The organism is Bacillus cereus group sp. MYBK14-1 (assembly GCF_051916885.1).
Classification (GTDB): Bacteria; Bacillota; Bacilli; order Bacillales; family Bacillaceae_G; genus Bacillus_A; species Bacillus_A cereus.
The window spans coordinates 207,111-231,940 of sequence record NZ_JBQAHM010000005.1 but is presented as its reverse complement, the minus strand read 5'-3'; the positions used below and the strand labels follow the sequence as shown (position 1 = coordinate 231,940).

The window sequence follows — 24,830 nt, the reverse complement described above, 5'->3', positions numbered from 1 at the left end:
TCTATCATAAAGGTGGAATGTGTTGTGTTGAAAAAGTGGTTTAAAAATTATTTGGGTGAATCGCATTGTAAACATAAATATATTTTTATTAAGATGCAGGATAATGAGGATTTTAAAAAAGGTACATTAGGTGTAGTTTATATTTACCAGTGTGAGAAATGTGGAAAAGAGAAGTTGAAATGTAAAAACAATAATGAAATAAACAATGAATTTTTAGATATATAGCAAAAAGTAACCATGATGGTTACTTTTTTTGTTTATGTATACAATATCAAAACCATTACTAAAGTATGAGTTGAGTTAATACTATAGTAAATCGCTGAATAAAAATGAAGAGAGTAAGATATAGGGAAGGAGGATGAGAGAAATGAAGCGAAAAGAAATTAGTAAATCTGTAATTATTACAGGCGTGACACAAGGGTTAGGGCGTGCGATGGTTGATCGATTTCATGAATTAGGGTGGAACATATATGGTTGTGGACGTTCAAAAGATAAAATTGAAGAACTAAAAAAACAGTACAGTAAAATACATGATTTCCAAGTAATTGATGTTTCAGATTCTCAGCAAGTTAACAATTGGGCAAATTATATACTTAATACACATACAGCTCCCGATATGATAATAAATAATGCATCGATTGTAAATCAAAATGCACAACTTTGGAAAATTACGGCTCAAGAATTCGAAAATGTAATGAATGTAAACGTGAATGGTGTAGTAAATGTAATAAGAGCATTTGTTCCAGCGATGGTAGCTAGGAAAGAAGGAATTATCATTAATATGAGTTCTAGTTGGGGGAGAGAAGGTGAGGCTGAGCTTGCGCCATATTGTGCCTCGAAATTTGCTATTGAAGGTATCACTAAATCTATGGCCCTGGAATTACCCCATGGCATGGCTGTAGTTGCTTTAGATCCTGGAGGGAGTATTAGTACTCCAATGCTGAAGTCATGTGCGCCACAATATATAAATGAATCGCCTACACCTGAAACTTGGTCACATAAAGCAATTGAATATATATTGAATATAACAATAGATAAAAATGGAGATTCATTGACATGCCCAGCATGCATATAAAAGCACCTTTAAGGTGCTTTTATATTAGTAGCACATTATATCATTCACAAAATTACATCTAAAAAATAAAATAAAAGATTAAGGGTGAGATTTGTTTGTTTTGAAAGCTTTAGAAAATATTTAAATAGGTGATAAAAATGAATCCAAGCAGTTTAAAAGTGACAGGGGCATGGTTTCAAGTGGGAGGGAATCTTACAGCTGCTATTGGAACGACAAGAGGATTTATTGGAGAAGAGAAAGTTGAATCGGATCTTGTTATTGTAGGAAGCTCATTACAAGCCCTCGGATATATATTACAAATCATTGCGAGCAATTATGATGATGGGGAAGAAAAAAGAGAAAATCAAAATATAGGCTTAGAGAATCAAAGTAAATTACTTGATCAAATAGGAATTGAGTTATTAGCATTAGGCAATATATCAAATGTAATAGGAACATATTTTAATATAAATGAACAATTGAAAGAAAATGATTATCTTATCATTACAGGGAACAGTTTACAATCGATCGGTGCTTTTTTAGGAGTAGAAGCAGCTTTGTTGGATATAAATGTATTACAGAAAATTATTATACTGGGTAACTCCATGCAAAGTTTAGGGGCTGGATTACAAGCGTATCAAGGTGTTTCAAATGTATTGAAAGATGAGAGAGAAAATGAAGATAGTATTTTTGATAAGAAGGATGAGAGAATCATTGCACTCATTGGTATTTGGATACAAGCGATAGGAACGTTAATTTCTGCAATTGGAGTAACTGCAATAGAGGAAGAAAATAGGCTAGAAAACAATAAAAAGTCTGAAATACTTATTTAAATAGAAGGAGATACATTGATTTTAGAGGTAGGTTAAGATTAAAATGGTAGTAGGTTTTTTTGCGTATATTTTGAAAAGTGATATATAAAATACAAAATAAGGAGTTTTCAAGGGATGATGTATTTATTAGCAATTCTTCTTCCACCTGTTGCTGTATTATTTTGTGGAAAACCAATTCAGGCAATCATAAATTTCATATTAACATTAATATTTTGGGTTCCAGGAGTTATACATGCAATTCTTGTAGTGCATGATAAAAAAGCTGATCGGCGTTTGAAAAAACAAATTCAAGCATATGATGAAATTAATAAGAGGAATCGAAGATAATTCATCTGCAAAATGTTTTTAAAAGAAAGGAGGATTAACCTCCTTTCTTTTTTAGTGGGTGTTAAGTTTAGATTTTTGTGTGGCGGAAAGAATTTTTAATGTAAGTATTATGATAATAACTTTTAGATTGTGCATGTAATAGGCCAGTATAAATACTTTCTGGTACATTAAAGAAATCGTACATACCATTCTTTAATTGGATTCGCAAAATCATAGAAAAAGGATTATAACCAACAGCAACTATATTTTTTGAAATTACGGGAGATAGCTTCATCATTACGCAACTCCTCACTTTTTATTTTTAATACTTTTTTGTAGATGTTGAGGTTGTGATGTTGAAATCCTTATAATTTAAGAGGTATTATACTTATATGCAATATATTAAATGTTTGTTATACGTAATTATAAGGAAGTTCACACGAAGTACATATCGTTGTGCTATTTTTATTTCACCTTTGATTTATAAATAAGAAAATATTGACCATTTGAAAAAAAGGTATATTATTTATACGAGGTATTAAAAATTCACTTTTTACATTCTATGCTTCAAGGGGCAGCGTTATTAGGAAAAATAGAAGTGAAAATAGTTTGTATAAGAAGTATTCTAAAATTTATAATCTGTGAATTGGGAAAATATTGAATGCTCCAGGTCAATATACTTTCTTAATCAAATTTATTTTAGAAAGTGACCTCAATATTTTTAAGTAAATCAACGGGAGAATTGAAAGGCAGGAGAAAGTAACATGTCAGAAAATTATCGTTCTCGAGAGGAACGACGACAAGTTAAAAAGAAAAAACAACCAGCTTCTAAAACACAAAAGCCAAAAGGTAAAACATCATTCTTTCGCAAGTTTTTAATCACTTGTTTATTACTTGGTATTGTTGGTTTAGTGGCAGGGGTTGCTACCTTTTTCGTAATGATTAAGGATGCACCAAAACTTGAGAAAGCAAAACTTGTTAATCCGTTATCCTCAAAAATTTATGATAAAAACGGGGATTTGGTATATGAATATGGAAAAGAAAAAAGGACGAATGTTACGTATGAGCAAATACCTAAATTAGTAGAAAATGCATTTTTAGCGACAGAAGATTCACGTTTTTATGAGCATAGCGGAGTAGATTTTAAAGGTACTGCCCGTGCTGTTCTAGTAAGTCTTAAAGGGGATTATGGTTCTCAAGGTGGAAGTACGATAACACAGCAAGTTATAAAAAACTACTTCTTATCAATGGACAAAACACCAAAGCGTAAGGCGCAAGAAATATATTTAGCTTATAAGCTAGAACAACAGTATTCAAAACATGAAATATTAGAGATGTACTTAAATAAAATTAACTTAGGAAACCGTTCATATGGGATCGCAACAGCAGCACAAAACTACTATGGTAAAGAATTGAAGGACTTAACATTACCAGAAGTTGCGATGCTTGCAGGTTTACCGAAAGCACCGAATAACTATGATCCAACGAAAAAAGAAAATGTTCAAAAAGCAACAGAAAGAAGAAATGTTGTTCTAAGTTTAATGAACCGACATGGATATATAACAAAACAGGAAATGGAAGAAGCATCAAAAGTTGACGTAGAAAAGGGGCTTAAGCCTGCAGCTCAACTACAAACAATGCCATACCCTGCATTTATGGATGCAGTTGTGAAAGAAGTAGAAAAAGAATTACCAGATGCTAATATCGGTTCTGACGGTTTAGAAATTTATACAACGTTAGATCCGAAAGCACAGAAACTTGCTGATAATATTTTAAATAATAATATCATTGATTATCCGAACGATAAATTCCAAGGTGCATTCACATTTATGGATACGAAAACAGGAGAAGTTCGTGCTATAGGTAGTGGCCGTGGAGAAAATAAAGCTGTATTTAAAGGGCATAATATGGCAATTGAATTAGATCGTGCAGCTGGTTCAACGATGAAGCCGATTTTCGACTACGCTCCTGCAATTGAATATTTAAAATGGGCTACGTACCATCAAATTGATGACTCTCCATTTAAGTATTCAACGGGACAAGAAGTACGAAATGCAGATAGAAGTCATATGGGTCCAATTACAATGCGTGAAGCATTAAAAATGTCGCGTAATATTCCTGCAATTAAAACTGCAAAAGAAGTAGGGATTAGTAAATCGAAAGAATTCTCTGAGAAACTAGGTATTACATTTAATACAGCACCGACAGAATCGACAGCGATTGGTACAAATGAAGTATCGCCAACTGAAATAGCGGGTGCTTATGCGGCATTTGGTAATGAAGGTAAATATACGAAACCGCATTTTGTTAAGAAAGTCGTTTATCCAGACGGTAAGTCACAAAGTTTTGGACAAAAACCAAAACAAGTTATGACAGATTCTACCGCATACATGATTACTGATATGCTTCGTTCTGTAGTTACATCAGGTACTGGTACATCGGCAAATGTAGGCTCTTTAGATGTAGCTGGTAAAACGGGTACGACAAACTATTCATCAAAGCAATTAGCTCAATATAAAATTCCAGAAAGTGCAACTCGTGATAGTTGGTTCGCTGGATATACACCGCAATATACGATGGCAGTATGGACTGGGTATATGAAAGATGGTAAAGACGAGTATATTAGTAGTAAAAATACGAAAATTGCACAGTTGATCTTTAAAGAAATGATGAGCGAAATGGCTACAGATAAATCACGCTTTAAAATGCCAAGTAGTGTTATTCAAGAAGGTAGTGAGCTACGTATAAAAGGTGAAAAACGTGATTCATCGCCAAATACTAGCGTACCGGATACAACGGAGCAACCAAAACAAGATCAACAGCAAAAAACTGAAGAAGAGAAAAAGCAAGAAGAATTAAAGAAACAAGAAGAACTGAAAAAACAAGAAGAACAAAAGAAACAAGAGGAACTTAAGAAGCAAGAAGAACAAAAGAAACTAGAAGAGCAAAAGAAACAAGAAGAACAAAATAATGGAAATGGCCAAGGAACGACACCTCCAGCAAATAACGGAGGAGGTCAAGGAAATACGACACCTCCAGCAAATAACGGAGGAGGTCAAGGAAATACGACACCTCCAGCAAATAATGGAGGAGGTCAAGGAAATACGACACCTCCAGCAAATAATGGAGGAGGTCAAGGAAATACGACACCTCCAGCAAATAACGGAGGTGGTCAAGGAAATACAACTCCACCAGCGACCACACAACCAGAGACTGGCGGTAATGCAGGAGAGACCCCTGCTAATAATGGGCAATAAGAAAAATTTATAAAAAATATTAAAAAGCACTTAAGATTTGTGAAAATTACAATCTTAAGTGCTTTTTTCGTTTAAATGTAGTAGCTATGAAATGATGTGTTTTAAATGTTAAACGTACCATAAAAATTTTGAAAATAAATTGATGGGAAATGATAAAAGACTTGAGCCTGAGGTAGTGGAGCGTGGCTAGGATGATAAAAGGTAGTGCTACTTGGATGGGCACCATGATGCCAAAATGAAGGGGTAGCTTGACCTGGTGATTGGTATTGTTGCCAAATTGCTGGAAGTTCAATGCCGACATCGGAACTTGCTGTATGAACGGCGGGGGCATGTATTTCGGGTATCGAAGGAACCGCGACAGTTACTCTTGATGATAATACCCACATAAAATAATCACTCCTAAGTTGTGATAATAAATTAGTATATTCTTTTCACACGTATAAAGGTACATATATAGGACTTTCGTTTAAAATATGCGTACAAAGTCTTAAGACTAATGTAAGCTGATGGTGGACTATTTAATATGAAAAGATACGTCTATTTGCGGAGGGAAAAGAGATAAAAAAAATATACAATGAGGGTGTTAATCGTAATATTTTACGAGTGTATGGAGGTATTTTTATGGAACGATTATGGACGAAATCATTTATTCAAATGACTTTCGCAATGTTATTTTTATTTACAGGATTTTATTTACTTGTTCCAACGCTCCCGCTCTTTATTAAAGAGATAGGTGGCAATGAATCGCAAGTTGGACTTATGATGGGGATGTTTACAATAGCTGCTGTTGTAATACGACCGATTATTGGAGGAATGTTAGATCAATATGGTAGAAGATCCTTTATTATTTTCGGACTCATCTTTTTTGGCTTAACGATGTATTCCTATAATATAGCATCGACTATTGTCCTTTTAGCTGTTTTACGTGTTATTCACGGAGTAACATGGGCTGTTTCTACAACAGCTGTTGGAACAGCAATAACGGATATTATTCCAGATTCACGCCGCGGTGAAGGTATGGGTTGGTACGGGATGGCGATGACAATTGCAATGGCGATCGGACCTATGATTGGATTATGGGTTGTGCAAAATTATTCATTTGATGGTCTATTTTTATTAGCGACGTTGTTATCTTTTATGGCAGTCGTATTATCATTAATAACGAAGATCCCATTTACGCCACAAAAAGAAAAAGGGAAAATTCAGCTATTTGAGAAATCCGTATTAACAATCACGATTGTAGTATTCTTTTTATCGTTTGCATATGGAGGAATAACAACCTTTTTACCGTTATTTGCATCATCAATTCATGTAAACCCGGGAACTTTCTTTCTTGTATATGCAATTGCATTAACAATTGTAAGACCAATTTCAGGGAAACTATTAGATAAGTATGGAGAAGTATTCATTATACTTCCAGCATTATGTATTACTATTTTAGCTATAGTTGTTTTAACTATTTCAAATGGTTTGATAGGTGTAATTATCGCAGCAACATTATACGGTATTGGATTTGGTTCAGCGCAGCCAGCTTTGCAAGCGGCAATGCTTACAATTGTCGATCCGAGTAAAAGAGGAGTTGCAAATGCTTCATTTTTTACAGCGTTTGATTTAGGAATCGGGTTAGGTGCTATTTTACTTGGAGTTGTTTCACAAATGTTTGGTTATCGTATTTTATTTTCAGGGAGTGCAATTTCAGCATTGATAGCCTTAATTATTTTCGTCTTCTTTGTAAAACAACGATTAGGAAAAAAAGAGTTTGCGTAAACTGGAGGAATAAAGATGAGAATTTCAATTGATCGTAAAGCTCTGCAATGGTTCCAGGAAGAATTACGTATAAAGCACGGTGAATCTGTACGTTTTACTGTAAGGTACGGAGGGGATAGTTCAATTCAGCCCGGATATTCTTTAGGGGTTGTTGCTGAGAAACCCGATGGCGAAATAGTGTCAGTTGAGAAGGAAGGTATTATATTTTTTGTAGATTCTGATGATCTTTGGTATTTTCAAAACTATGATTTATTTGTAAGTTATCATGAGGAAATGGAAGAAATTCAATTTAATTATGTAAAATAATAACTTTATTAAAAATGAATAAGTTTTATATAAAAATTATATTTAAGAGATAGTGAAATAAATATCATATAGTAACGAGCTGTATTTATGTACAGCTCGTTTTTTCTATTTCTCAAATAAAATTAGAATAATTGTATATTTGGCGGTGTTATATGAAAAATCTTTATATCTTGTTTTTGAAAATACGCAAAGAAGTCTATCCTTTCTTTATAAAATATAAGAATTATTTTCAAAAAATTGTATTGTTACAGTAAGAAAAGTGTAGGAAACTTATCATTATAAAATAAATTGAAATCTTCTAAAAACTCTGATACATTGAAATAGAAATGTAGTTTCACAATATTGTAAAGGCTTACAGTTATGTGCACGAAGATCTATTAGGATTGGAGGAAATAATGATGAAAGCTGAAGAGAAATTTTCCCCGGGATTAGATGGTATAGTGGCAGCGGAGACGAAAATCTCGTTTCTTGACACAGTAAAAGGTGAAATTGTAATTCAAGGGTATGACTTAATCGAACTCTCAAAAACAAAAGAGTATTTAGACATTGTGCACCTTTTATTGGAGGAACACCTACCGAATGAAGATGAAAAAGTAACACTTGAAAAGAAATTAAAAGAAGAATATGCAGTACCAGAAGGTGTATTCAACGTACTAAAGGCATTGCCTAAAGAGACGCATCCCATGGATGGATTACGTACAGGTGTGTCAGCGTTAGCTGGTTACGATAATGATATCGAAAACCGCTCGTTAGAAGTGAATAAAAGCCGAGGGTACAAGCTGCTAAGTAAAGTGCCAAACATTGTAGCGAATAGCTATCATATTTTAAATAATGAGGAGCCAATTGAACCTCTTAAAGAATTATCTTATAGTGCGAATTTCTTCTATATGTTAACTGGTAAAAAACCAACTGAACTTGAGGAAAAGATCTTTGATCGTTCCCTTGTTTTATATAGTGAGCATGAAATGCCAAACTCTACATTTACAGCTCGCGTTATTGCATCAACACAATCAGATTTATACGGTGCCTTAACAGGTGCAGTTGCATCTTTAAAAGGAAGTTTACATGGCGGTGCAAATGAAGCGGTTATGTACATGCTTTTAGAAGCTGGTAATGTTGAGAAATTTGAAGAGTTATTACAGAAGAAACTATATAACAAAGAAAAAATTATGGGCTTTGGACACCGTGTTTATATGAAGAAGATGGATCCAAGAGCACTTATGATGAAGGAAGCTTTAAAACAGTTATGTGATGTAAAAGGTGATTATACACTATATGAAATGTGTGAAGCTGGAGAAAAGATTATGGAAAAAGAAAAAGGAATTTATCCAAATCTTGATTATTATGCAGCTCCAGTATATTGGATGCTAGGTATTCCAATTCAACTTTACACACCAATCTTCTTTAGCTCTAGAACAGTGGGGTTATGTGCGCACGTTATTGAGCAACATGCAAATAATCGTTTGTTCCGTCCTCGTGTAAATTATATTGGCGAGCGACATGTACTTAGTAAATAAGAACAACTGGGGAGTTGTTAGCGCCGCCCGCCAGATGGGTGTTTGACCGACACCCATCATTAATAATAACGAATTTTCGACAGAAAGGGAAGAATAGCATGATTAAAACAAATGAAATTAAGCAAAAAGATGCATTATTAGAAGAGATTACCGATTATGTATTAAATAAAGAGGTTACTAGTGCAGAAGCATTCAGTACAGCTCGTTACGTATTACTTGATACACTTGGATGTGGAATTTTAGCACTGCAATATCCAGAATGTACGAAATTACTAGGACCAGTTGTGCCAGGAACAATCGTGCCAAATGGTACACGTGTACCAGGTACGTCTTATGTACTAGATCCAGTAAAAGGTGCATTTAATATCGGATGTATGATCCGTTGGTTAGACTATAACGATACTTGGCTTGCAGCAGAGTGGGGACATCCATCTGATAACCTAGGCGGAATTTTAGCAGTTGCAGATTATATTAGCCGTGTTCGTATTTCAGAAGGAAAAGAAGCTTTAAAAGTACGTGAAGTATTAGAAATGATGATTAAAGCACATGAAATTCAAGGCGTGCTTGCTTTAGAAAACAGCTTAAACAGAGTTGGTCTTGACCATGTATTATATGTAAAAGTAGCAACAACTGCAGTAGTTGCGAAAATGCTTGGCGGAACACGTGAAGAAATCTTTAATGCATTATCACATGCGTGGATTGATAATTCTAGTCTTCGTACATATCGTCATGCTCCAAATACGGGCTCACGTAAATCATGGGCTGCAGGTGACGCAACGAGCCGCGGTGTTCATCTTGCAATGACTGCTCTAAAAGGTGAAATGGGTTATCCAACAGCATTATCTGCGCCAGGATGGGGATTCCAAGATGTATTATTCAATAAACAAGAATTAAAATTAGCAAGACCACTAGAGTCATATGTAATGGAAAATGTATTATTTAAAGTGTCATATCCAGCAGAATTCCATGCACAAACGGCTGCAGAATGTGCAGTGAAGTTGCATCCGGAAATTAAAGAGAGATTAGATGAAATTGACCGTATTACAATTACAACTCATGAATCAGCAATTCGTATTATTGATAAAGAAGGTCCATTAAATAACCCAGCTGATCGTGATCATTGCTTACAATACATTACGGCAATTGGTTTATTAAAAGGAGATATCGTTGCAGACGATTATGAAGATGCAGTAGCAAACGATCCACGTGTAGATGAATTACGTAATAAGATGGTTGTTGTTGAAAACAAACAGTACAGTTTAGATTACCTTGACCCGAACAAGCGCTCAATCGCCAACGCTGTTCAAGTTCACTTTAAAGATGGCACAGTAACAGAAAATGTGGAATGTGAATATCCGCTTGGTCACCGCTTCCGTAGAGACGAAGCAATTCCAAAAGTTGTTCAAAAATTCACTGCAAATATGGCAGGTCATTATTCTAGTAAGCAACAAGAACAAATTCATGAAGTTTGTTTAAATGAAGAAAAACTAGAAAATATGAATGTAAACGAATTTGTAGATCTATTCTTAATTTAATAATAGGGGGGAATTTAGAATGGCTTGGGTTGTGAAAAAACAGTCAACACAAGAGGAGCTTGCGAATCGATTCCGAGCTTTAGTAGAAGCAAATGAAATTTTGCAAATTCCAGGTGCTCATGATGCAATGGCAGCTCTTGTTGCGAAAAATACAGGTTTTTCAGCTCTTTATTTATCAGGAGCTGCTTATACTGCAAGTAAAGGTTTACCAGATTTAGGTATCGTGACGTCTACTGAAGTGGCTGAGAGAGCAAGAGATTTAGTAAGAGCTACAGACTTACCTGTTCTTGTTGACATTGATACAGGATTTGGTGGTGTACTAAATGTGGCGAGAACAGCTGTAGAAATGGTGGAAGCGAAAGTAGCAGCTGTCCAAATTGAAGATCAGCAATTACCAAAAAAATGTGGACATTTAAATGGTAAGAAACTTGTTACTACAGAAGAATTGGTTCAAAAAATTAAAGCGATTAAAGAAGTTGCACCGAGCTTATACATTGTAGCACGTACTGATGCTCGTGGCGTTGAAGGATTAGATGAAGCAATTGAAAGAGCAAATGCATATGTAAAAGCAGGTGCAGACGCAATTTTCCCTGAAGCGCTTCAATCAGAGGAAGAATTCCGTCTATTTAATAGTAAGGTAAATGCACCTTTGCTTGCGAATATGACTGAATTCGGAAAAACTCCATATTATAGTGCAGAGGAATTTGCGAATATGGGTTTCCAAATGGTTATTTATCCTGTAACTTCACTTCGCGTTGCAGCGAAAGCGTATGAAAATGTGTTTGCTTTAATTAAAGAAACAGGTTCTCAAAAAGATGCACTTTCTAATATGCAAACGAGAAGTGAATTATACGAAACAATTTCATATCATGACTTTGAAGAGTTAGATACTGGTATTGCAAAAACAGTATTATCAGAAGATCAATAGATAAAGCAGCGAAGGCGATGAAAATACATCTTTGGCAAAATAAAATGCTTGATGTGAAAAATCATCGCCTTCTATTTTCAAAAAAGATATTCCACTCATCGTAGACGAGCATAAGCAAAAAGCTATGAAAGCCGAATGATAGGGGGATACATATGGAGAAAACGAAGTTACCATGGGATGAATTCTTTTCACTTAATAAAGATATAAATCATACTTACTTTACACCAGAAGATTTTTCAGGTGATGAAGATTTAATCGCAAAAACGACAGAACAATTCGTTAAACAAGAAATTGTTCCACAAATGGAGAATATTGAACAACATAACTATAAAGTTTCTCGTCAATTATTTGAGAAAGCTGGGGAACTTGGATTATTAGGCATTGAGGTACCAGAAGATTATGGCGGGTTCGAGTTAGGAAAGGCTGTCTCAGGTCTTGTAGCAGAGAAAATGGGTTACGCTGGTGCGTTTAGCGTTTCTTTTAATATACACGCTGGTGTCGGTACATTGCCTTACATATATTATGGAACGAAAGAGCAAAAAGAAAAATATTTACCGAAAATCGCATCGGGAGAATGGATTGGGGCTTATGCTTTAACAGAGCCAAATGCTGGTTCGGATGCATTAAGTGCAAAAACAAGCGCCGTATTGAATGAAGAGGGAACAGCTTGGAAGTTAAATGGTGAGAAGCAATGGATTACAAATGCTCATATGGCAGATGTATACGTTGTTTTTGCGAAGACAAATAAAGGAATGACAGCGTTTATTGTCGAAAGAACATGTGAAGGTGTATCTATTGGATTAGAAGAAAAGAAAATGGGGATTAAAGGTTCTTCAACAGCGACTCTTATTTTAGAAGATGTTGTCATCCCTGCTGAAAATGTTTTAGGGGAAGTTGGGAAAGGGCATCACGTAGCCCTTAATATTCTTAACTTTGCTAGACTTAAACTTGCTTTTGGAAATATTGGAACAGCAAAACAAGCAATTGGTTTGTCGGTTCAATATGGAAAAGAGCGAAAACAGTTCCAAACGGAATTAGTAGACTTTACGATGATTCAAGAGAAAATTGCAAATATGATCATTGCTACATATGGAGCCGAAAGTGCAGCTTATCGTACGGCAGGTGTAATCGATGAAGCAATTCATGAGAGCGATGAAGATCTTATGAAGAAAATGTCCCAATTTGCAATTGAATGTGCACTGAATAAAGTAAATGCTTCTGAAACACTTGCTTATATCGTAGATGAAGCTGTACAAATTCATGGTGGTTACGGTTATATGCAAGAGTATGAGGTAGAACGATTATATCGTGATGCTAGAATTAGTCGTATTTTTGAAGGAACGAACGAAATTAATAGATTAACAGTTGCCAAAATGTTAATGAAGCAAATCGAACAATTAGAAGATACTGAAGTAGAAAGTGATGTAGCAAATGTAGAAAGAAACCATCGTTACATTTTATTAGCGAAAAAATTGTTGAAACAATCTTTGAAAACGCTCTCTAAAACTCCAGGCCTAAAAATTGACCAAGAACAAGAATATTCACGTGTAATTTCAAATATGTTGACGGACGTGTACGTCATGGAATCAGCGTTTTTACGTACGAGAAAAGCGGTAAGTAAAAATGGTGAGGAAAAAGAACGTACGAAGCAATTAATAACGGATGTTATTTGTGAAGAAGGATACCGTAAAGTAGAAGAAGCGGCGATTTCTGTACTTTCAGCGGCTGTCACAGAAGAACAAGATAGACATGTGATTTTAGCTGAAATCCGTCAATTATTAGTGCCTTTATACACGAACGTATTTACGAAGAAGAGAGAAATTGCGAAAGCTATTATAAATCGCGGGAAATATATTGTGTAAATAGGAGGAAAGCGATATGAAAAAGATTGGTTTTATCGGTTTAGGTAACATGGGCCTTCCAATGTCAAAAAATCTAGTTAAATCAGGTTACACAGTATATGGCGTGGACTTAAATAAAGAGGCGGAAGCGTCCTTTGAAAAAGAAGGCGGAATTATCGGTCTATCAATCTCAAAACTAGCAGAAACATGTGATGTAGTTTTTACAAGTTTACCTTCACCTCGCGCTGTTGAAGCGGTATATTTTGGAGCAGAAGGATTATTTGAAAATGGTCACTCGAATGTAGTTTTCATTGATACAAGTACGGTATCGCCGCAGTTAAACAAACAGTTAGAGGAAGCTGCAAAGGAAAAGAAAGTAGACTTTTTAGCAGCACCTGTGAGCGGTGGTGTAATAGGAGCCGAAAACCGTACATTAACGTTTATGGTTGGTGGATCGAAAGACGTATATGAGAAAACGGAATCTATCATGGGCGTACTAGGCGCGAACATTTTCCACGTTAGTGAGCAGATTGATAGTGGTACAACTGTTAAGTTAATTAATAACTTATTAATTGGTTTTTATACAGCTGGTGTGAGTGAAGCTTTAACATTAGCGAAAAAGAATAATATGGATTTAGATAAAATGTTTGATATTTTAAATGTAAGTTACGGTCAAAGTAGAATTTATGAACGTAATTATAAAAGTTTTATAGCACCTGAAAACTACGAGCCAGGATTTACTGTGAACTTATTGAAGAAAGATTTAGGATTTGCAGTTGACTTAGCTAAGGAAAGCGAACTCCATTTACCGGTAAGCGAAATGTTATTAAACGTATATGACGAAGCGAGTCAAGCTGGATATGGTGAAAACGATATGGCTGCTTTATATAAGAAAGTTAGCGAGCAATTAATTTCTAATCAAAAATAAATTATACAAAGGAGAGAATACAATGATTACAACTGAAATTAAACGAGTAAAAAATCACATTAATGGTGAGTGGGTTGAATCGACAGGTACGGAAGTAGAAGCAGTTCCAAATCCAGCGACTGGAAAAATTATCGCTTACGTTCCACTATCTCCAAAAGAAGATGTTGAAAAAGCTGTTGAAGCGGCAAAAGCAGCATTCGAAACATGGTCTAAAGTACCAGTTCCAAATCGTTCAAGAAATTTATATAAATATTTACAGCTATTACAAGAAAACAAAGATGAGCTTGCAAAAATCATTACGCTAGAAAATGGTAAGACGCTAACGGATGCAACAGGTGAAGTACAGCGTGGTATTGAAGCAGTAGAACTTGCAACATCTACGCCAAATTTAATGATGGGTCAAGCACTTCCGAATATCGCTAGCGGAATTGATGGATCGATTTGGCGCTACCCAATCGGAGTTGTTGCTGGTATTACACCGTTTAACTTCCCGATGATGATTCCGTTATGGATGTTCCCACTTGCAATTGCTTGCGGTAATACATTCGTATTAAAAACATCTGAAAGAACGCCACTTTTAGCGGAGCGACTTGTAGAATTATTCTATGAAGCAGGTTTCCCAAAAGGCGTATTAAATTTAGTGCAAGGCGGAAAAGATGTTGTAAATAGCATTTTAGAAAATAAAGATATTCAGGCTGTTTCGTTCGTTGGCTCTGAGCCGGTAGCTCGTTACGTATATGAAACAGGTACGAAACACGGAAAACGTGTACAAGCATTAGCAGGTGCGAAAAACCATGCGATTGTAATGCCAGATTGCAATCTTGAGAAAACAGTACAAGGTGTAATTGGATCTGCATTTGCAAGTAGTGGAGAGCGCTGCATGGCATGCTCAGTAGTAGCAGTAGTGGATGAAATTGCTGATGAATTTATTGATGTATTAGTAGCAGAAACGAAAAAATTAAAAGTAGGCGATGGCTTTAACGAAGATAACTATGTTGGACCATTAATCCGTGAATCTCATAAAGAGCGCGTTTTAGGCTATATTAATAGCGGTGTAGCAGATGGGGCAACTTTATTAGTAGATGGCCGTAAAATTAATGAAGAAGTTGGAGAAGGTTACTTTGTAGGTGCGACAATCTTTGATGGCGTGAATCAAGAAATGAAAATTTGGCAAGATGAAATTTTTGCTCCAGTATTAAGTATTGTACGTGTTAAAGATTTAGAAGAAGGTATTAAACTAACAAATCAATCTAAATTTGCAAATGGTGCGGTTATTTATACGTCAAATGGTAAACATGCACAAACATTCCGTGATAATATCGATGCTGGTATGATTGGTGTAAACGTAAACGTTCCAGCACCAATGGCATTCTTCGCATTTGCAGGAAATAAAGCTTCATTCTTTGGTGATTTAGGTACAAATGGTACAGATGGCGTTCAATTCTATACACGTAAAAAAGTTGTAACTGAGCGCTGGTTTTAATATAGAGTAAACAACCAAATCCGTTATTAGATGAAAACCACCACTATTAATAGTGGTGGTTTTCGTCTTGTTAATTATTTTTTTCAAAAGCTAGTTTAATACCAAATCCAATTAGGACGACTCCTGTTAGCCCTTGAATATAACGTTGCGTCTTCGGTTTTTTCATAAAAGCACTAATTTTATCAATTAAAAATATATAAAATGCAAACCAAATGACTGTTAAAACGAGGTAAGTAAGGCCCATTACAAGAAGTTGAATAAATGTATTATGATTTGGATTTAAAAATTGTGGTAAAAAAGTTAAAAAGAAGACTGCTACTTTAGGATTTAATAAATTTGTAAGAAATCCTTGGCGAAAGCAAGAAGTATGTTCGTTTTCATTATTCAAAGATAGATCATTTGTATCTAAGTTTTCTTTGTTTCTTACTGCTAAAAGGGCTTTAATACCGATATATATTAAATAGAGAGCCCCAACGTACTTGAAAATAGAAAATAAAAGAGCTGACTTTACAATAAGTGCAGAAAGACCAATTACAGCAGCTAAAGTATGAATTAATAGTGCAATACATGTACCAAACACTGTTTTCACTCCACCGACTTTACCAGCAACCAATGTATTTTTCGTAGCCATTGCTGTATCTGGACCAGGTAAAATGATAAGGCAAATAGACATAATGATGAAAAGAAGATAATTTTCTATCATAGCCGCCCCTCCTTTTTATTTTTAGAATATTTGATTAAAATCAGTGTAGCATAAAAATGGATTTAATAAAATTAAATTTTATTAAAAATAATTAAATAAAAAAGGCTATATAGTAGCTGTAATTACACTACTATATAGCCTCGATTTTATACCGCTATTTGCGGGTAGTAAGATTTTCACCGCACAAGATTTAGCTGAAGCAAAGAAGTTAGGTGGGGGATGAACAAAATATCCCCTCATGACAATTTCATTTTATGCATTAAGTAAGTTAAAGAAACGATTCACATCTTCTTCTGAAACGTCACTTAACTGTTTATATTTATAATTCGGATTTTGATCTTTATCAACGACAACGGAGCGTACTCCTTCGAAGAAATCTTCATGTCTCATGAAGTTTTTAGCAAGTATAAGGTCCGTAGCGAAACATTCTTCAACGGATTTATCTTGTCCATCAATAAACTGTTTTAATGTTACTTTTAGTGAAATAGGGGATTTTGATAACAGTGTTTCTTTCGTTTTTAGAGCAAAGGAACTTTCATCTTTCTCCAATGAATGGATGATTTCTTCAATTGTATCGAAAGCAAAATGCGAATTGATTACTTCTAATGAAGGAGCGAGCTCGCTTTCTAAGTTTGGAGCAGTTGCAAATGTACGAATAACTTCTTTTAAATTAGTATGTACATCATCTTCTTTATGCCAATTTACACTTTCAAGTTCAGTAAGAAACTCTGGTAATGAATCAGATGTCATAAAGTAATCTGCAGCATTAATAAATAATACGTCAGAAGCTTTTAAAATAGATGCTGTTAAAGCAACGAATCGTCCTGTATATCCAGGCGCTTTATTTAAGAAATATGCAGCTCCGACGTCTGGGAAGAAGCCGATATTCATCTCTGGCATTGCCCATTTCGTACGCTCAGTTACAATGCGATACTTCGCACCATTTGTAAGACCGACACCACCGCCCATTACAATTCCATCTAAACAAGCAATAATCGGTTTTGTATATTGATAAATATATGTATCAATTTCATACTCTTCTTCAAAAAAACGTTCTGCATGTTGCAATGCCACTTCATTGGAACGCGCTTCATAAAGAGTTTTAATGTCGCCACCTGCACAAAAACCTTTTGTGCCAGCTCCTTTTAACACGATAAGTGCAATACGCTCATCGTGTTCCCACTCTTTAAGTTTTTGTCCGATAGGTTGTAACATGTCATAAGATAAAGAATTAAGTGCTTTTGGACGGTTTAAAGTAATTGTCGCAACGCCGTTTTCACTAACAGAAAATAAAACTTGTTCAGTCATAATGCATCCTCCCTTACATATCTTCTTATTCTTAATTCTTGATATGTACTGAAATGTCCTTTATAAATTTTGTCAAAAGTTGACGGTAAATATTAATTTGGTCACTGCATATTTTGACGAGTTATCTTTGCAGGATTTCAGAGACTGAGGGGGAATATTACAACATTACTGTAAGTGTAATTATTTGAAGTTATAATGATAAAAGCGCTATTATATAGGTGTGAAATGTTCATTATCAATTCTAAAAGTGTGTTTGAAGAAAAAATAAATCGTACAATTGTAATAAAAAATTTTACATTGAATTAGAAATAGAGAAAGGAGAAATCGGAATGCCAGGACCTTTACTATTGTCGGTTATTATTTTGTCTTTTTTAATGATAGGAATAACGCAGTATTTTCATCATACAGATACGACAGAAGAAGTGAAGGATAAAGTACGTCTCGTATTTCCGATTTTTATAATATCTATTTCATTCTGTATTTTATTAAATAAAGATGGCTACATTGTCGCAGTGTTCTCATTTTTCGTCGCAATCGTCTTAATTACCGTTTTATATTATGTAATGAAAGACTTTATACAAAAATAAAGATGTCACAATAGGCATTTTTATTTTGGGGGAAATGTAAAATTTCACATACCGTATTTTATATAAAATACATAAAGCATATAACAATAGAAAAGTGTGTACTTTGCTGTGTATGTACTTGTCAATCTTGCATAGCCACTATACTATTAAAATGTAGAGATTATAAAAAGGGGTTGTATCTATCATGAAATTTGAGATGCACACAAAAATTATTTCAAATGAAAAAGAAGTAAGATTACATATTGAAGAAAATATATTTCAATTAATATTGGATGGTTACCACTTATTTACAATTAAAGAAATATTGCCTTTATATAAATCAAATGAAGAAAGAATTGGAAGTGCAACGATATTGAAACTAGAGTGGGAGAACGGAAAAACTACAATAAACTATCAACTCGTTTCACTAAAATCAGTAAATTAAAAGGAGTAGAAAAATATGAAGTTATTTCATACAGCGGATTGGCATTTAGGAAAGCTTGTTCATGGCGTGTATATGACTGAAGACCAAAAGATTGTATTAGATCAGTTTGTACAGGCTGTTGAAGAAGAAAAACCAGATGCTGTAATTATTGCAGGGGATTTATATGACCGAGCAATTCCACCTACAGAAGCAGTAGACTTATTAAATGATGTGCTGCAAAAAATAGTTATTGATTTACAAACACCAGTTATTGCAGTAGCTGGTAATCATGATAGTCCGGATCGTATCCATTTTGGAAGTAGTTTAATGAAAAAACAAGGATTACATATTGCAGGTCAATTTCAATTCCCGTACGAACCTGTTGTACTAAATGATGAATATGGAGAGGTTCACTTCCATCTAATACCGTATGCAGACCCAAGCATAGTTAGACACGTGTTGAAAAATGAAGACGTACGTTCTCATGATGATGCGATGCGCATTTTTATGAATGAGCTCTCTGAAACGATGGATAAAGAAGCTAGACATGTATTTGTTGGACATGCATTTGTAACTTCTTCAGGAGAAACGGAGGAGAATACAAGTGATGCAGAACGACCACTTTCAATTGGTGGTGCTGAATATGTAAATAGTCATTATTTTGATAAGTTTCATTACACAGCGCTTGGACATTTACATCAAGCGCATTTCGTACGTAATGAGACCATTAGATATTCAGGTTCACCACTTGCCTATTCAATTTCTGAAGAGAAACATAAAAAAGGTTATTACATTGTAGAACTGAATGAAACTGGTGAAGTAGCAATTGAAAAAAGGTTACTTTCACCACGTCGTAAAATGCGAACAGTAGAAGCGAAAATAGATGAATTATTACAGCACCCAGTAAGTGAAGATTACGTATTTGTAAAATTATTAGACGAAAACCCTGTCTTACAGCCAATGGAGAAAATACGATCTGTATATCCAAATGCAATGCACGTTGAAAGAGCGATGCAAAGGCGAGAACTCACAGATACAAATGAAGTAACGGTTTCAAGACATAAAACGGATGATTTATCTCTTTTAAAGGCTTTCTATAAAGAAATGAAAGGGTTAGATTTATCAGAAGAGAAAGAACGCCTATTTATAGATGTATTACAAACAGTGCAAGAACGGGAAGGTGAACGAGGATGAGACCGATTCAGCTTATTATGACAGCATTCGGGCCATATAAACAGAAAGAAGTAATCGATTTTGAAGATCTTGGAGAACATCGTATTTTCGCTATTTCTGGGAATACGGGAGCTGGAAAAACAACGATTTTTGATGCGATTTGTTATGTGTTATATGGTGAGGCTAGTGGAGAAGAACGTAGTGATACGAGCATGCTTCGAAGTCAATTTGCTGATGATAATGTTTATACAAGTGTTGAATTAACCTTTCAGTTAAAAGGGAAACGCTATGAAATAAAACGACAACTTGGACATAAAAAACAAGGGAATAAGACCATTACAGGACATGCAGTAGAATTATATGAAGTTATTGATGGAGAAAACGTTCCAGCCGTCGATCGTTTTCATGTAACAGACGTAAACAAAAAAGTGGAAGATTTAATTGGGTTAAGTAAACATCAATTTAGCCAAATTGTTATGTTACCCCAAGGGGAATTCCGAAAACTATTAACATCTGAGACGGAAAACAAAGAAGAGATTTTACGTCGTATTTTTAAAACGGATCGTTATAAATTAATGCGTGAGTTACTTGATCAAAAGAGAAAACAATGGAAAGATGTCTTGCAAGAAAAACAAAAAGAGAGAGAGCTCTATTTCCGTAATGTTTTTAAATTACCAATCCGTGATGGAGCATTATTAGAGACATTAGTGGCACAAGAACATGTAAATACGCATCAAGTAGTAGAAGCGTTAGAACAAGAAACAACCGTGTATAAGGCAGAGGTTGAGCAATTACAAGTAGAACAAGATGTTCAAACGAAGCAATTAAAGGATGCAGAAACACGTTTTCATGCAGCAAAATCTGTAAATGAGAAATTTATAGATTTACAACAAAAGAATGAGAAATATAACACTTTACAAGAGAACCGTGCAGCAATTGAAAGGAAAGAAAAATCCTTTAAACGTGCGGAACAAGCAAAGCGCTTATTACCATTTGAACAATGGTATGAAGAAGCGATGGAAAATGAGCAGAAAGCTGAAAGTTTGTTAAAACAGATAAGCGTCAAACAAGAACAGATAATGAATAGCTTTGAACTTGCTCAGGAGAAGTATGAAGTAGTAAAGAATAAAGAAGCTGAGCGAGAAGAGGCTAAAAAACTTGTTCAAAGATTAGAAGAGTTACAAGCGATTATTGAATCATTAGCTGAGAGAAAGCTGAATTTACAAAATACCGAAATCCAAATAGGGAAATTAAAAGAAAGTATGCAAAAGTTAGATCAACAACTAGAAGAGCATACAAACAAAAAACAGAGAATCTCTGATGAATTGCAGCAATTAGAACAAGCACTTGAGCAATATGTAGCTAAAGTAGAAGAACTAACGAATATGCGAGAAGATGCAAAAGTTTTAAAGCAAGCATATGATGTTTGGCAAGAAAAACAAAAATTCGAGCAAGAAAAAGAAGCGGCAAATAATAAAATGCAAGTGGCAGTTCGTGCATATGAAAACATGGAGCGCCGCTGGTTAAGTGAACAAGCTGGTATATTAGCTCTTCATTTACATGACGGTGAATCTTGTCCGGTATGTGGTAGTACGAATCATCCGCAAAAAGCTACAGAGCAAAGTAATGCGATCGATGAAAAAGAGTTAAACGATTTAAGAGATAAGAAGAACATTGCTGAAAAATTACATGTGCAAGTAGAGGAGAAATGGAATTTCTATCGACTACAATATGAACAAGTGATAGAAGAAGTTGTGAAGCGCGGCTACAACTCGGAAAAATTAGCTGAAACATATAGTGCACTTGTTCAAAAAGGAAAACAATTAGCTGCAGACGTTAATACGTTAAAAGCAAGTGAAGAAACACGTAAGCAGATTGCTGCGAACATGAAAAGCGTAGAAGAAAAAATAGAAGAACTTCAGAAACAAAAACGAGAAGTGGAAACAATGCAGCACCGTACAGAAATGGAGTGTATGCAACTTCGTACGTCATATGAACATGATAAACGAAATATTCCAGAAAACTTACAAACAGTACAAGCTTGGAAAGCACAGTTTGACCAAGCTATGCAGGAACTTAGGTTAATGGAGGACGAATGGAAGAAAGTGCAGGAAGCGTATCAGCATTGGCAAAATGAAAATATACGTATTCAAGCAGAACAAAAAGGTGCTTCTAATCAATTTGAAAGTGCAAAATTAAAGAAAGAAGAGACTTTCGCACGCTTTATGAAAGAGCTAGAACAAAGCGGGTTTACAGACGAATTCACGTATAAAGAAGCCAAATTAAGCGATCACGAGATGGAAATGTTACAAAAAGAAATTCAAGGTTATTATTCATCGCTTGAAGTGCTTGCAAAACAAATTGAAGAGTTACAAGCTGAATTAAAAGATAAAGAGTATATGGATATTACAGCGTTAGGTGAACACATAACAGAATTACAAATTAATCTCGATATCATTAAAGAAAAACGTCAACGTGCGCAAAATGCGGTAACATATATTTCTGATTTACATGAAAACATTAGACGTATTGATGAGCAAATTCATGAGGAAGAAAAAGCTTTCCAAGAACTTGTTGACTTATATGAAGTAATGAAAGGTGATAACGAGAGCCGTATATCATTTGAACGTTACATCTTAATTGAGTATTTAGAACAAATTGTTCAAATTGCAAACGAACGATTACGTAAATTATCAAACGGACAATTTTATTTAAAACGAAGTGAACGAGTTGAAAAAAGAAACCGTCAAAGTGGATTAGGCTTAGATGTGTACGATGCATATACTGGCCAAACACGCGATGTAAAAACACTATCCGGCGGAGAGAAATTTAATGCATCACTTTGCCTAGCGCTAGGAATGGCAGATGTCATTCAAGCATATGAAGGTGGTATTTCCATCGAAACGATGTTCATCGATGAAGGGTTCGGTTCATTAGATGAAGAATCATTAACGAAAGCAGTAGACGCCTTAATTGACTTACAAAAATCAGGCCGATTTATCGGTGTCATTTCACACGTACAAGAGCTGAAAAACGCAATGCCAGCTGTATTAGAAGTAACGAAGCAGAAGGATGGTTGTAGTCAGACTAGGTTTGTGGTGAAGTAAGCTTAGAAAATGGAGTAGGGAATCTATCGATACTTTTAGTGTCATATGTATGAATCATAAAACGTCGTCTCTTCATATTAGAGGCGACGTTTTATTTTATAAAATATCTATGAATTATCTGTAGAAGGCGGCGTATTCTCCAAACGATTATAAGCTTTAAAAGCTGAAATTGCCGATATAACCCCGCCTACTAAAAATAAAGTCGATCCTCCAACTAAGATGATACGACTGACATATGTTTCCCGTGCTTCTTCGACTTCTTCTTGTAACGCTGTAGGCATATGAATCCCCCCTTTATAAAAGTTGTTTTATCTCGCTATTTGCCGTGCAGTAAGACCCACATCTAAAAATTCAGGGGAAGCAAAGAATTTAGGTGGGGCCCTGCTGCCCGTAAAAGCCCGATTGGTGAGGGCTGATAATCAGTGGGGGATGAACAAAAGCCCCACTGATTAAAGTTTCACTTTATAAATAGTATATACAAACGCCTAAAATGTGTTAAAATAACTGATGATTTTACGCAGTGAGTAATTAGATGAGTAGGATGCGAGTGGCTAAGTAAATCTTCATCACAAATTTATGTGAACTTCACATAGAGCACATATTAACATTGTATTATGTATATGTACCAAATAAATAAATAAAGTGAATGTAAGTTCTGTTTTCAAAAATTTAAAATCCTTTTATTTCTATATGAAAGTTTTAATCAAGGGTTTTAAAAAATTTGGAAATAGATCTTATGAATATGGAATTCATATAAAAGGGGAATGTCTTATGACAACATATACGAGTGAAATGAGAAAAACTTTAGTTTCAGAAGAAGATGTAGATATTTTAAAAATTATGGCGCATCCAATCAGACTGCAAATTGTAAATGAATTAAGTACGAGAAAAACTTGTAATGTAACACAATTAACAGAGTTACTGAATATTCCGCAATCTACTGTTTCACAACATTTATCAAAAATGAAGGGTAAAGTGTTACGAGCAGAGAGAAGAGGTTTAGAAATTTATTATCATATTAACAATTTAAAAGCGAGTAAGATTGTTAATGTTTTAGGGTATATAAACTAGTGAAATATTTTTATATAAAATAGCCCCTGCTGTTGAGCAGGGGCTATTTTGTGTTGTTTTATGTATTTGTATTTAAAACTTTATAGTTTTTATGATTTACAATTGTTCGATCAAATTCAAAAGTACCACCGCTTACATTTGTAATTTCAACTAAGACCGATTCAGTATAAAGTTTTAATACAGATCCTGTAATCTTTAAATTATTTCGTTGAAAAAGTATAGTATCCCCTACGTTTGCTTTCATAGTACCTCCTCATTAAAGACAGAAATATTTTTTTATTATATATATTAAACCACGGATAGATATATTAGTGAATATTTAGTTTTATTTATTGGGAAAAAATTTGTTCTCTAATAGAAGAGTATAAAGTACTCTTATGTTAAAAGTTATATTTTATTTAAGTTTATCCCGCTATTTGCTGGGCAGTAAGACCCCCCCACCTCAAAATTCAGTGGAAGCAAAGAAGTTAGGTGGGGGCCCTGCTGCCCATAAAAGCCCGATTGGTGAGGGTTGATTAAAGTTTCACTTTATTATAAGCAAAGTAAATTGTTTTCAGCATTAGCGAAACAATATTTCTATGTAAATACTGCAGAGAAACAAATTATTCAAAAAACAGACACTATGTAGCACAAAACGTAAAGTAGATAAGTAAAGTTTTTTTCAGGAGTATAAGAAAAATATACGTTTATTAATAAGATCTCTAATTGGTAAAATTCCAATTA

24 protein-coding genes are annotated in these 24,830 nt (G+C 34.6%); 18 read left to right on the top strand and 6 right to left on the bottom strand.

What is annotated here, in order from left to right:
* Positions 1 to 24 precede the first annotated feature (24 nt).
* The 4 genes from ACTFR3_RS16040 to ACTFR3_RS16025 all read left to right on the top strand — a co-directional run bounded on the left by ACTFR3_RS16040 (position 25) and on the right by ACTFR3_RS16025 (position 2,214).
* A complete protein-coding gene (locus ACTFR3_RS16040) occupies positions 25 to 225 on the top strand; it encodes a hypothetical protein (protein WP_000915142.1) in 201 nt (66 codons plus the stop codon).
* A 142-nt stretch (positions 226 to 367) separates the two neighbouring features.
* Positions 368 to 1,075 (top strand): SDR family oxidoreductase, encoded by a 708-nt coding sequence (locus ACTFR3_RS16035; RefSeq protein ID WP_000823062.1) that lies wholly within the window; start codon positions 368 to 370, stop codon positions 1,073 to 1,075.
* 137 nt (positions 1,076 to 1,212) lie between these two features.
* The gene (locus ACTFR3_RS16030) at positions 1,213 to 1,887 is read left to right on the top strand and encodes a DUF6944 family repetitive protein (protein WP_001070038.1); all 675 of its coding nucleotides are present in this window, start codon (positions 1,213 to 1,215) and stop codon (positions 1,885 to 1,887) included.
* Between the two features lie 114 nt (positions 1,888 to 2,001).
* Positions 2,002 to 2,214: a YqaE/Pmp3 family membrane protein gene (locus ACTFR3_RS16025; RefSeq protein WP_000990233.1), complete on the top strand. Its 213-nt coding sequence runs from the start codon at positions 2,002 to 2,004 to the stop codon at positions 2,212 to 2,214.
* Positions 2,215 to 2,281: 67 nt separating this feature from the next.
* Here ACTFR3_RS16025 and ACTFR3_RS16020 read toward each other — a convergent pair whose 3' ends face one another.
* The gene (locus ACTFR3_RS16020) at positions 2,282 to 2,491 is read right to left on the bottom strand and encodes a KTSC domain-containing protein (RefSeq protein WP_000977081.1); all 210 of its coding nucleotides are present in this window, start codon (positions 2,489 to 2,491) and stop codon (positions 2,282 to 2,284) included.
* Positions 2,492 to 2,957: 466 nt separating this feature from the next.
* Between ACTFR3_RS16020 and ACTFR3_RS16015 the strand changes: the two genes are divergently transcribed.
* Positions 2,958 to 5,450 carry a PBP1A family penicillin-binding protein gene (locus tag ACTFR3_RS16015; RefSeq protein ID WP_001293963.1) on the top strand — a complete coding sequence of 831 codons (2,493 nt, stop codon included), beginning with the start codon at positions 2,958 to 2,960 and terminating at the stop codon, positions 5,448 to 5,450.
* A gap of 101 nt (positions 5,451 to 5,551) precedes the next feature.
* Here ACTFR3_RS16015 and ACTFR3_RS16010 read toward each other — a convergent pair whose 3' ends face one another.
* Positions 5,552 to 5,836 (bottom strand): hypothetical protein, encoded by a 285-nt coding sequence (locus ACTFR3_RS16010; RefSeq protein WP_000270101.1) that lies wholly within the window; start codon positions 5,834 to 5,836, stop codon positions 5,552 to 5,554.
* Positions 5,837 to 6,071: 235 nt separating this feature from the next.
* Here ACTFR3_RS16010 and ACTFR3_RS16005 point away from each other — a divergent pair, with 235 nt between their 5' ends.
* The 8 genes from ACTFR3_RS16005 (at position 6,072) to ACTFR3_RS15970 (ending at position 15,755) form a co-directional block, all read left to right on the top strand.
* Positions 6,072 to 7,217 carry an MFS transporter gene (locus ACTFR3_RS16005; protein WP_000440662.1) on the top strand — a complete coding sequence of 382 codons (1,146 nt, stop codon included), beginning with the start codon at positions 6,072 to 6,074 and terminating at the stop codon, positions 7,215 to 7,217.
* Positions 7,218 to 7,232: 15 nt separating this feature from the next.
* The gene (locus ACTFR3_RS16000; RefSeq protein ID WP_001222842.1) at positions 7,233 to 7,523 is read left to right on the top strand and encodes a HesB/YadR/YfhF family protein; all 291 of its coding nucleotides are present in this window, start codon (positions 7,233 to 7,235) and stop codon (positions 7,521 to 7,523) included.
* Between the two features lie 395 nt (positions 7,524 to 7,918).
* On the top strand, positions 7,919 to 9,040 hold the full coding sequence (mmgD, locus tag ACTFR3_RS15995; protein ID WP_002041090.1) for a citrate synthase: 1,122 nt from the start codon (positions 7,919 to 7,921) through the stop codon (positions 9,038 to 9,040).
* 98 nt (positions 9,041 to 9,138) lie between these two features.
* A complete protein-coding gene (prpD, locus tag ACTFR3_RS15990; protein WP_000598123.1) occupies positions 9,139 to 10,575 on the top strand; it encodes a 2-methylcitrate dehydratase in 1,437 nt (478 codons plus the stop codon).
* A 19-nt stretch (positions 10,576 to 10,594) separates the two neighbouring features.
* On the top strand, positions 10,595 to 11,503 hold the full coding sequence (gene prpB / locus ACTFR3_RS15985; protein ID WP_000312639.1) for a methylisocitrate lyase: 909 nt from the start codon (positions 10,595 to 10,597) through the stop codon (positions 11,501 to 11,503).
* Between the two features lie 152 nt (positions 11,504 to 11,655).
* Positions 11,656 to 13,365 carry an acyl-CoA dehydrogenase family protein gene (locus ACTFR3_RS15980; protein WP_000415995.1) on the top strand — a complete coding sequence of 570 codons (1,710 nt, stop codon included), beginning with the start codon at positions 11,656 to 11,658 and terminating at the stop codon, positions 13,363 to 13,365.
* A 16-nt stretch (positions 13,366 to 13,381) separates the two neighbouring features.
* The gene (locus tag ACTFR3_RS15975; protein ID WP_000719409.1) at positions 13,382 to 14,272 is read left to right on the top strand and encodes an NAD(P)-dependent oxidoreductase; all 891 of its coding nucleotides are present in this window, start codon (positions 13,382 to 13,384) and stop codon (positions 14,270 to 14,272) included.
* Between the two features lie 22 nt (positions 14,273 to 14,294).
* Positions 14,295 to 15,755 carry a CoA-acylating methylmalonate-semialdehyde dehydrogenase gene (locus ACTFR3_RS15970; RefSeq protein ID WP_000633344.1) on the top strand — a complete coding sequence of 487 codons (1,461 nt, stop codon included), beginning with the start codon at positions 14,295 to 14,297 and terminating at the stop codon, positions 15,753 to 15,755.
* A gap of 70 nt (positions 15,756 to 15,825) precedes the next feature.
* Here the strand turns inward: ACTFR3_RS15970 and ACTFR3_RS15965 are convergent, their stop codons facing one another.
* Positions 15,826 to 16,458 (bottom strand): LysE family translocator, encoded by a 633-nt coding sequence (locus tag ACTFR3_RS15965; RefSeq protein WP_000572360.1) that lies wholly within the window; start codon positions 16,456 to 16,458, stop codon positions 15,826 to 15,828.
* A gap of 252 nt (positions 16,459 to 16,710) precedes the next feature.
* The gene (locus ACTFR3_RS15960; protein WP_000139777.1) at positions 16,711 to 17,766 is read right to left on the bottom strand and encodes an enoyl-CoA hydratase/isomerase family protein; all 1,056 of its coding nucleotides are present in this window, start codon (positions 17,764 to 17,766) and stop codon (positions 16,711 to 16,713) included.
* Positions 17,767 to 18,095: 329 nt separating this feature from the next.
* On the opposite strand from ACTFR3_RS15960, the gene ACTFR3_RS15955 reads away from it, so the two are divergent.
* The 4 genes from ACTFR3_RS15955 (at position 18,096) to ACTFR3_RS15940 (ending at position 23,036) form a co-directional block, all read left to right on the top strand.
* Positions 18,096 to 18,353, top strand: a complete 258-nt coding sequence (locus ACTFR3_RS15955) for a hypothetical protein (RefSeq protein ID WP_001119404.1) — start codon at positions 18,096 to 18,098, stop codon at positions 18,351 to 18,353.
* Positions 18,354 to 18,537: 184 nt separating this feature from the next.
* Entirely contained in the window at positions 18,538 to 18,777 is a 240-nt protein-coding gene (locus ACTFR3_RS15950; protein WP_000667342.1) for a DUF2584 family protein, read from the top strand.
* Positions 18,778 to 18,792: 15 nt separating this feature from the next.
* Positions 18,793 to 19,950: an exonuclease SbcCD subunit D gene (locus tag ACTFR3_RS15945; RefSeq protein WP_440044580.1), complete on the top strand. Its 1,158-nt coding sequence runs from the start codon at positions 18,793 to 18,795 to the stop codon at positions 19,948 to 19,950.
* Complete coding sequence (locus ACTFR3_RS15940) at positions 19,947 to 23,036, top strand: AAA family ATPase (RefSeq protein WP_440044579.1); 3,090 nt, start codon at positions 19,947 to 19,949, stop codon at positions 23,034 to 23,036. The genes ACTFR3_RS15945 and ACTFR3_RS15940 overlap by 4 nt, the downstream gene beginning before the upstream one ends.
* 107 nt (positions 23,037 to 23,143) lie before the next feature.
* Here ACTFR3_RS15940 and ACTFR3_RS15935 read toward each other — a convergent pair whose 3' ends face one another.
* Entirely contained in the window at positions 23,144 to 23,317 is a 174-nt protein-coding gene (locus ACTFR3_RS15935) for a hypothetical protein (protein WP_001141668.1), read from the bottom strand.
* Positions 23,318 to 23,807: 490 nt separating this feature from the next.
* Between ACTFR3_RS15935 and ACTFR3_RS15930 the strand changes: the two genes are divergently transcribed.
* Positions 23,808 to 24,107 carry an ArsR/SmtB family transcription factor gene (locus ACTFR3_RS15930; RefSeq protein ID WP_000214801.1) on the top strand — a complete coding sequence of 100 codons (300 nt, stop codon included), beginning with the start codon at positions 23,808 to 23,810 and terminating at the stop codon, positions 24,105 to 24,107.
* A 58-nt stretch (positions 24,108 to 24,165) separates the two neighbouring features.
* Here ACTFR3_RS15930 and ACTFR3_RS15925 read toward each other — a convergent pair whose 3' ends face one another.
* On the bottom strand, positions 24,166 to 24,351 hold the full coding sequence (locus ACTFR3_RS15925) for a YkvS family protein (protein WP_000646793.1): 186 nt from the start codon (positions 24,349 to 24,351) through the stop codon (positions 24,166 to 24,168).
* Positions 24,352 to 24,830 lie beyond the last annotated feature (479 nt).

What these genes read in the sequence shown, in the direction of transcription:
- ACTFR3_RS15980 (WP_000415995.1), top strand. Translation starts at nt 11,656, where the DNA reads ATGGAGAAAACGAAGTTACCATGGGATGAATTCTTTTCACTTAATAAA.
- prpB (WP_000312639.1), top strand. Translation starts at nt 10,595, where the DNA reads ATGGCTTGGGTTGTGAAAAAACAGTCAACACAAGAGGAGCTTGCGAAT.
- ACTFR3_RS15935 (WP_001141668.1), bottom strand. Translation starts at nt 23,317, where the DNA reads ATGCCTACAGCGTTACAAGAAGAAGTCGAAGAAGCACGGGAAACATAT.
- ACTFR3_RS16035 (WP_000823062.1), top strand. Translation starts at nt 368, where the DNA reads ATGAAGCGAAAAGAAATTAGTAAATCTGTAATTATTACAGGCGTGACA.
- ACTFR3_RS16025 (WP_000990233.1), top strand. Translation starts at nt 2,002, where the DNA reads ATGATGTATTTATTAGCAATTCTTCTTCCACCTGTTGCTGTATTATTT.
- ACTFR3_RS15925 (WP_000646793.1), bottom strand. Translation starts at nt 24,351, where the DNA reads ATGAAAGCAAACGTAGGGGATACTATACTTTTTCAACGAAATAATTTA.
- ACTFR3_RS15940 (WP_440044579.1), top strand. Translation starts at nt 19,947, where the DNA reads ATGAGACCGATTCAGCTTATTATGACAGCATTCGGGCCATATAAACAG.
- mmgD (WP_002041090.1), top strand. Translation starts at nt 7,919, where the DNA reads ATGATGAAAGCTGAAGAGAAATTTTCCCCGGGATTAGATGGTATAGTG.
- ACTFR3_RS15955 (WP_001119404.1), top strand. Translation starts at nt 18,096, where the DNA reads ATGCCAGGACCTTTACTATTGTCGGTTATTATTTTGTCTTTTTTAATG.
- ACTFR3_RS15965 (WP_000572360.1), bottom strand. Translation starts at nt 16,458, where the DNA reads ATGATAGAAAATTATCTTCTTTTCATCATTATGTCTATTTGCCTTATC.
- ACTFR3_RS15975 (WP_000719409.1), top strand. Translation starts at nt 13,382, where the DNA reads ATGAAAAAGATTGGTTTTATCGGTTTAGGTAACATGGGCCTTCCAATG.
- ACTFR3_RS16005 (WP_000440662.1), top strand. Translation starts at nt 6,072, where the DNA reads ATGGAACGATTATGGACGAAATCATTTATTCAAATGACTTTCGCAATG.
- ACTFR3_RS15945 (WP_440044580.1), top strand. Translation starts at nt 18,793, where the DNA reads ATGAAGTTATTTCATACAGCGGATTGGCATTTAGGAAAGCTTGTTCAT.
- ACTFR3_RS16020 (WP_000977081.1), bottom strand. Translation starts at nt 2,491, where the DNA reads ATGATGAAGCTATCTCCCGTAATTTCAAAAAATATAGTTGCTGTTGGT.
- ACTFR3_RS16015 (WP_001293963.1), top strand. Translation starts at nt 2,958, where the DNA reads ATGTCAGAAAATTATCGTTCTCGAGAGGAACGACGACAAGTTAAAAAG.
- ACTFR3_RS15970 (WP_000633344.1), top strand. Translation starts at nt 14,295, where the DNA reads ATGATTACAACTGAAATTAAACGAGTAAAAAATCACATTAATGGTGAG.
- ACTFR3_RS16030 (WP_001070038.1), top strand. Translation starts at nt 1,213, where the DNA reads ATGAATCCAAGCAGTTTAAAAGTGACAGGGGCATGGTTTCAAGTGGGA.
- ACTFR3_RS16000 (WP_001222842.1), top strand. Translation starts at nt 7,233, where the DNA reads ATGAGAATTTCAATTGATCGTAAAGCTCTGCAATGGTTCCAGGAAGAA.
- ACTFR3_RS16010 (WP_000270101.1), bottom strand. Translation starts at nt 5,836, where the DNA reads ATGTGGGTATTATCATCAAGAGTAACTGTCGCGGTTCCTTCGATACCC.
- ACTFR3_RS15950 (WP_000667342.1), top strand. Translation starts at nt 18,538, where the DNA reads ATGAAATTTGAGATGCACACAAAAATTATTTCAAATGAAAAAGAAGTA.
- ACTFR3_RS15930 (WP_000214801.1), top strand. Translation starts at nt 23,808, where the DNA reads ATGACAACATATACGAGTGAAATGAGAAAAACTTTAGTTTCAGAAGAA.
- ACTFR3_RS15960 (WP_000139777.1), bottom strand. Translation starts at nt 17,766, where the DNA reads ATGACTGAACAAGTTTTATTTTCTGTTAGTGAAAACGGCGTTGCGACA.
- prpD (WP_000598123.1), top strand. Translation starts at nt 9,139, where the DNA reads ATGATTAAAACAAATGAAATTAAGCAAAAAGATGCATTATTAGAAGAG.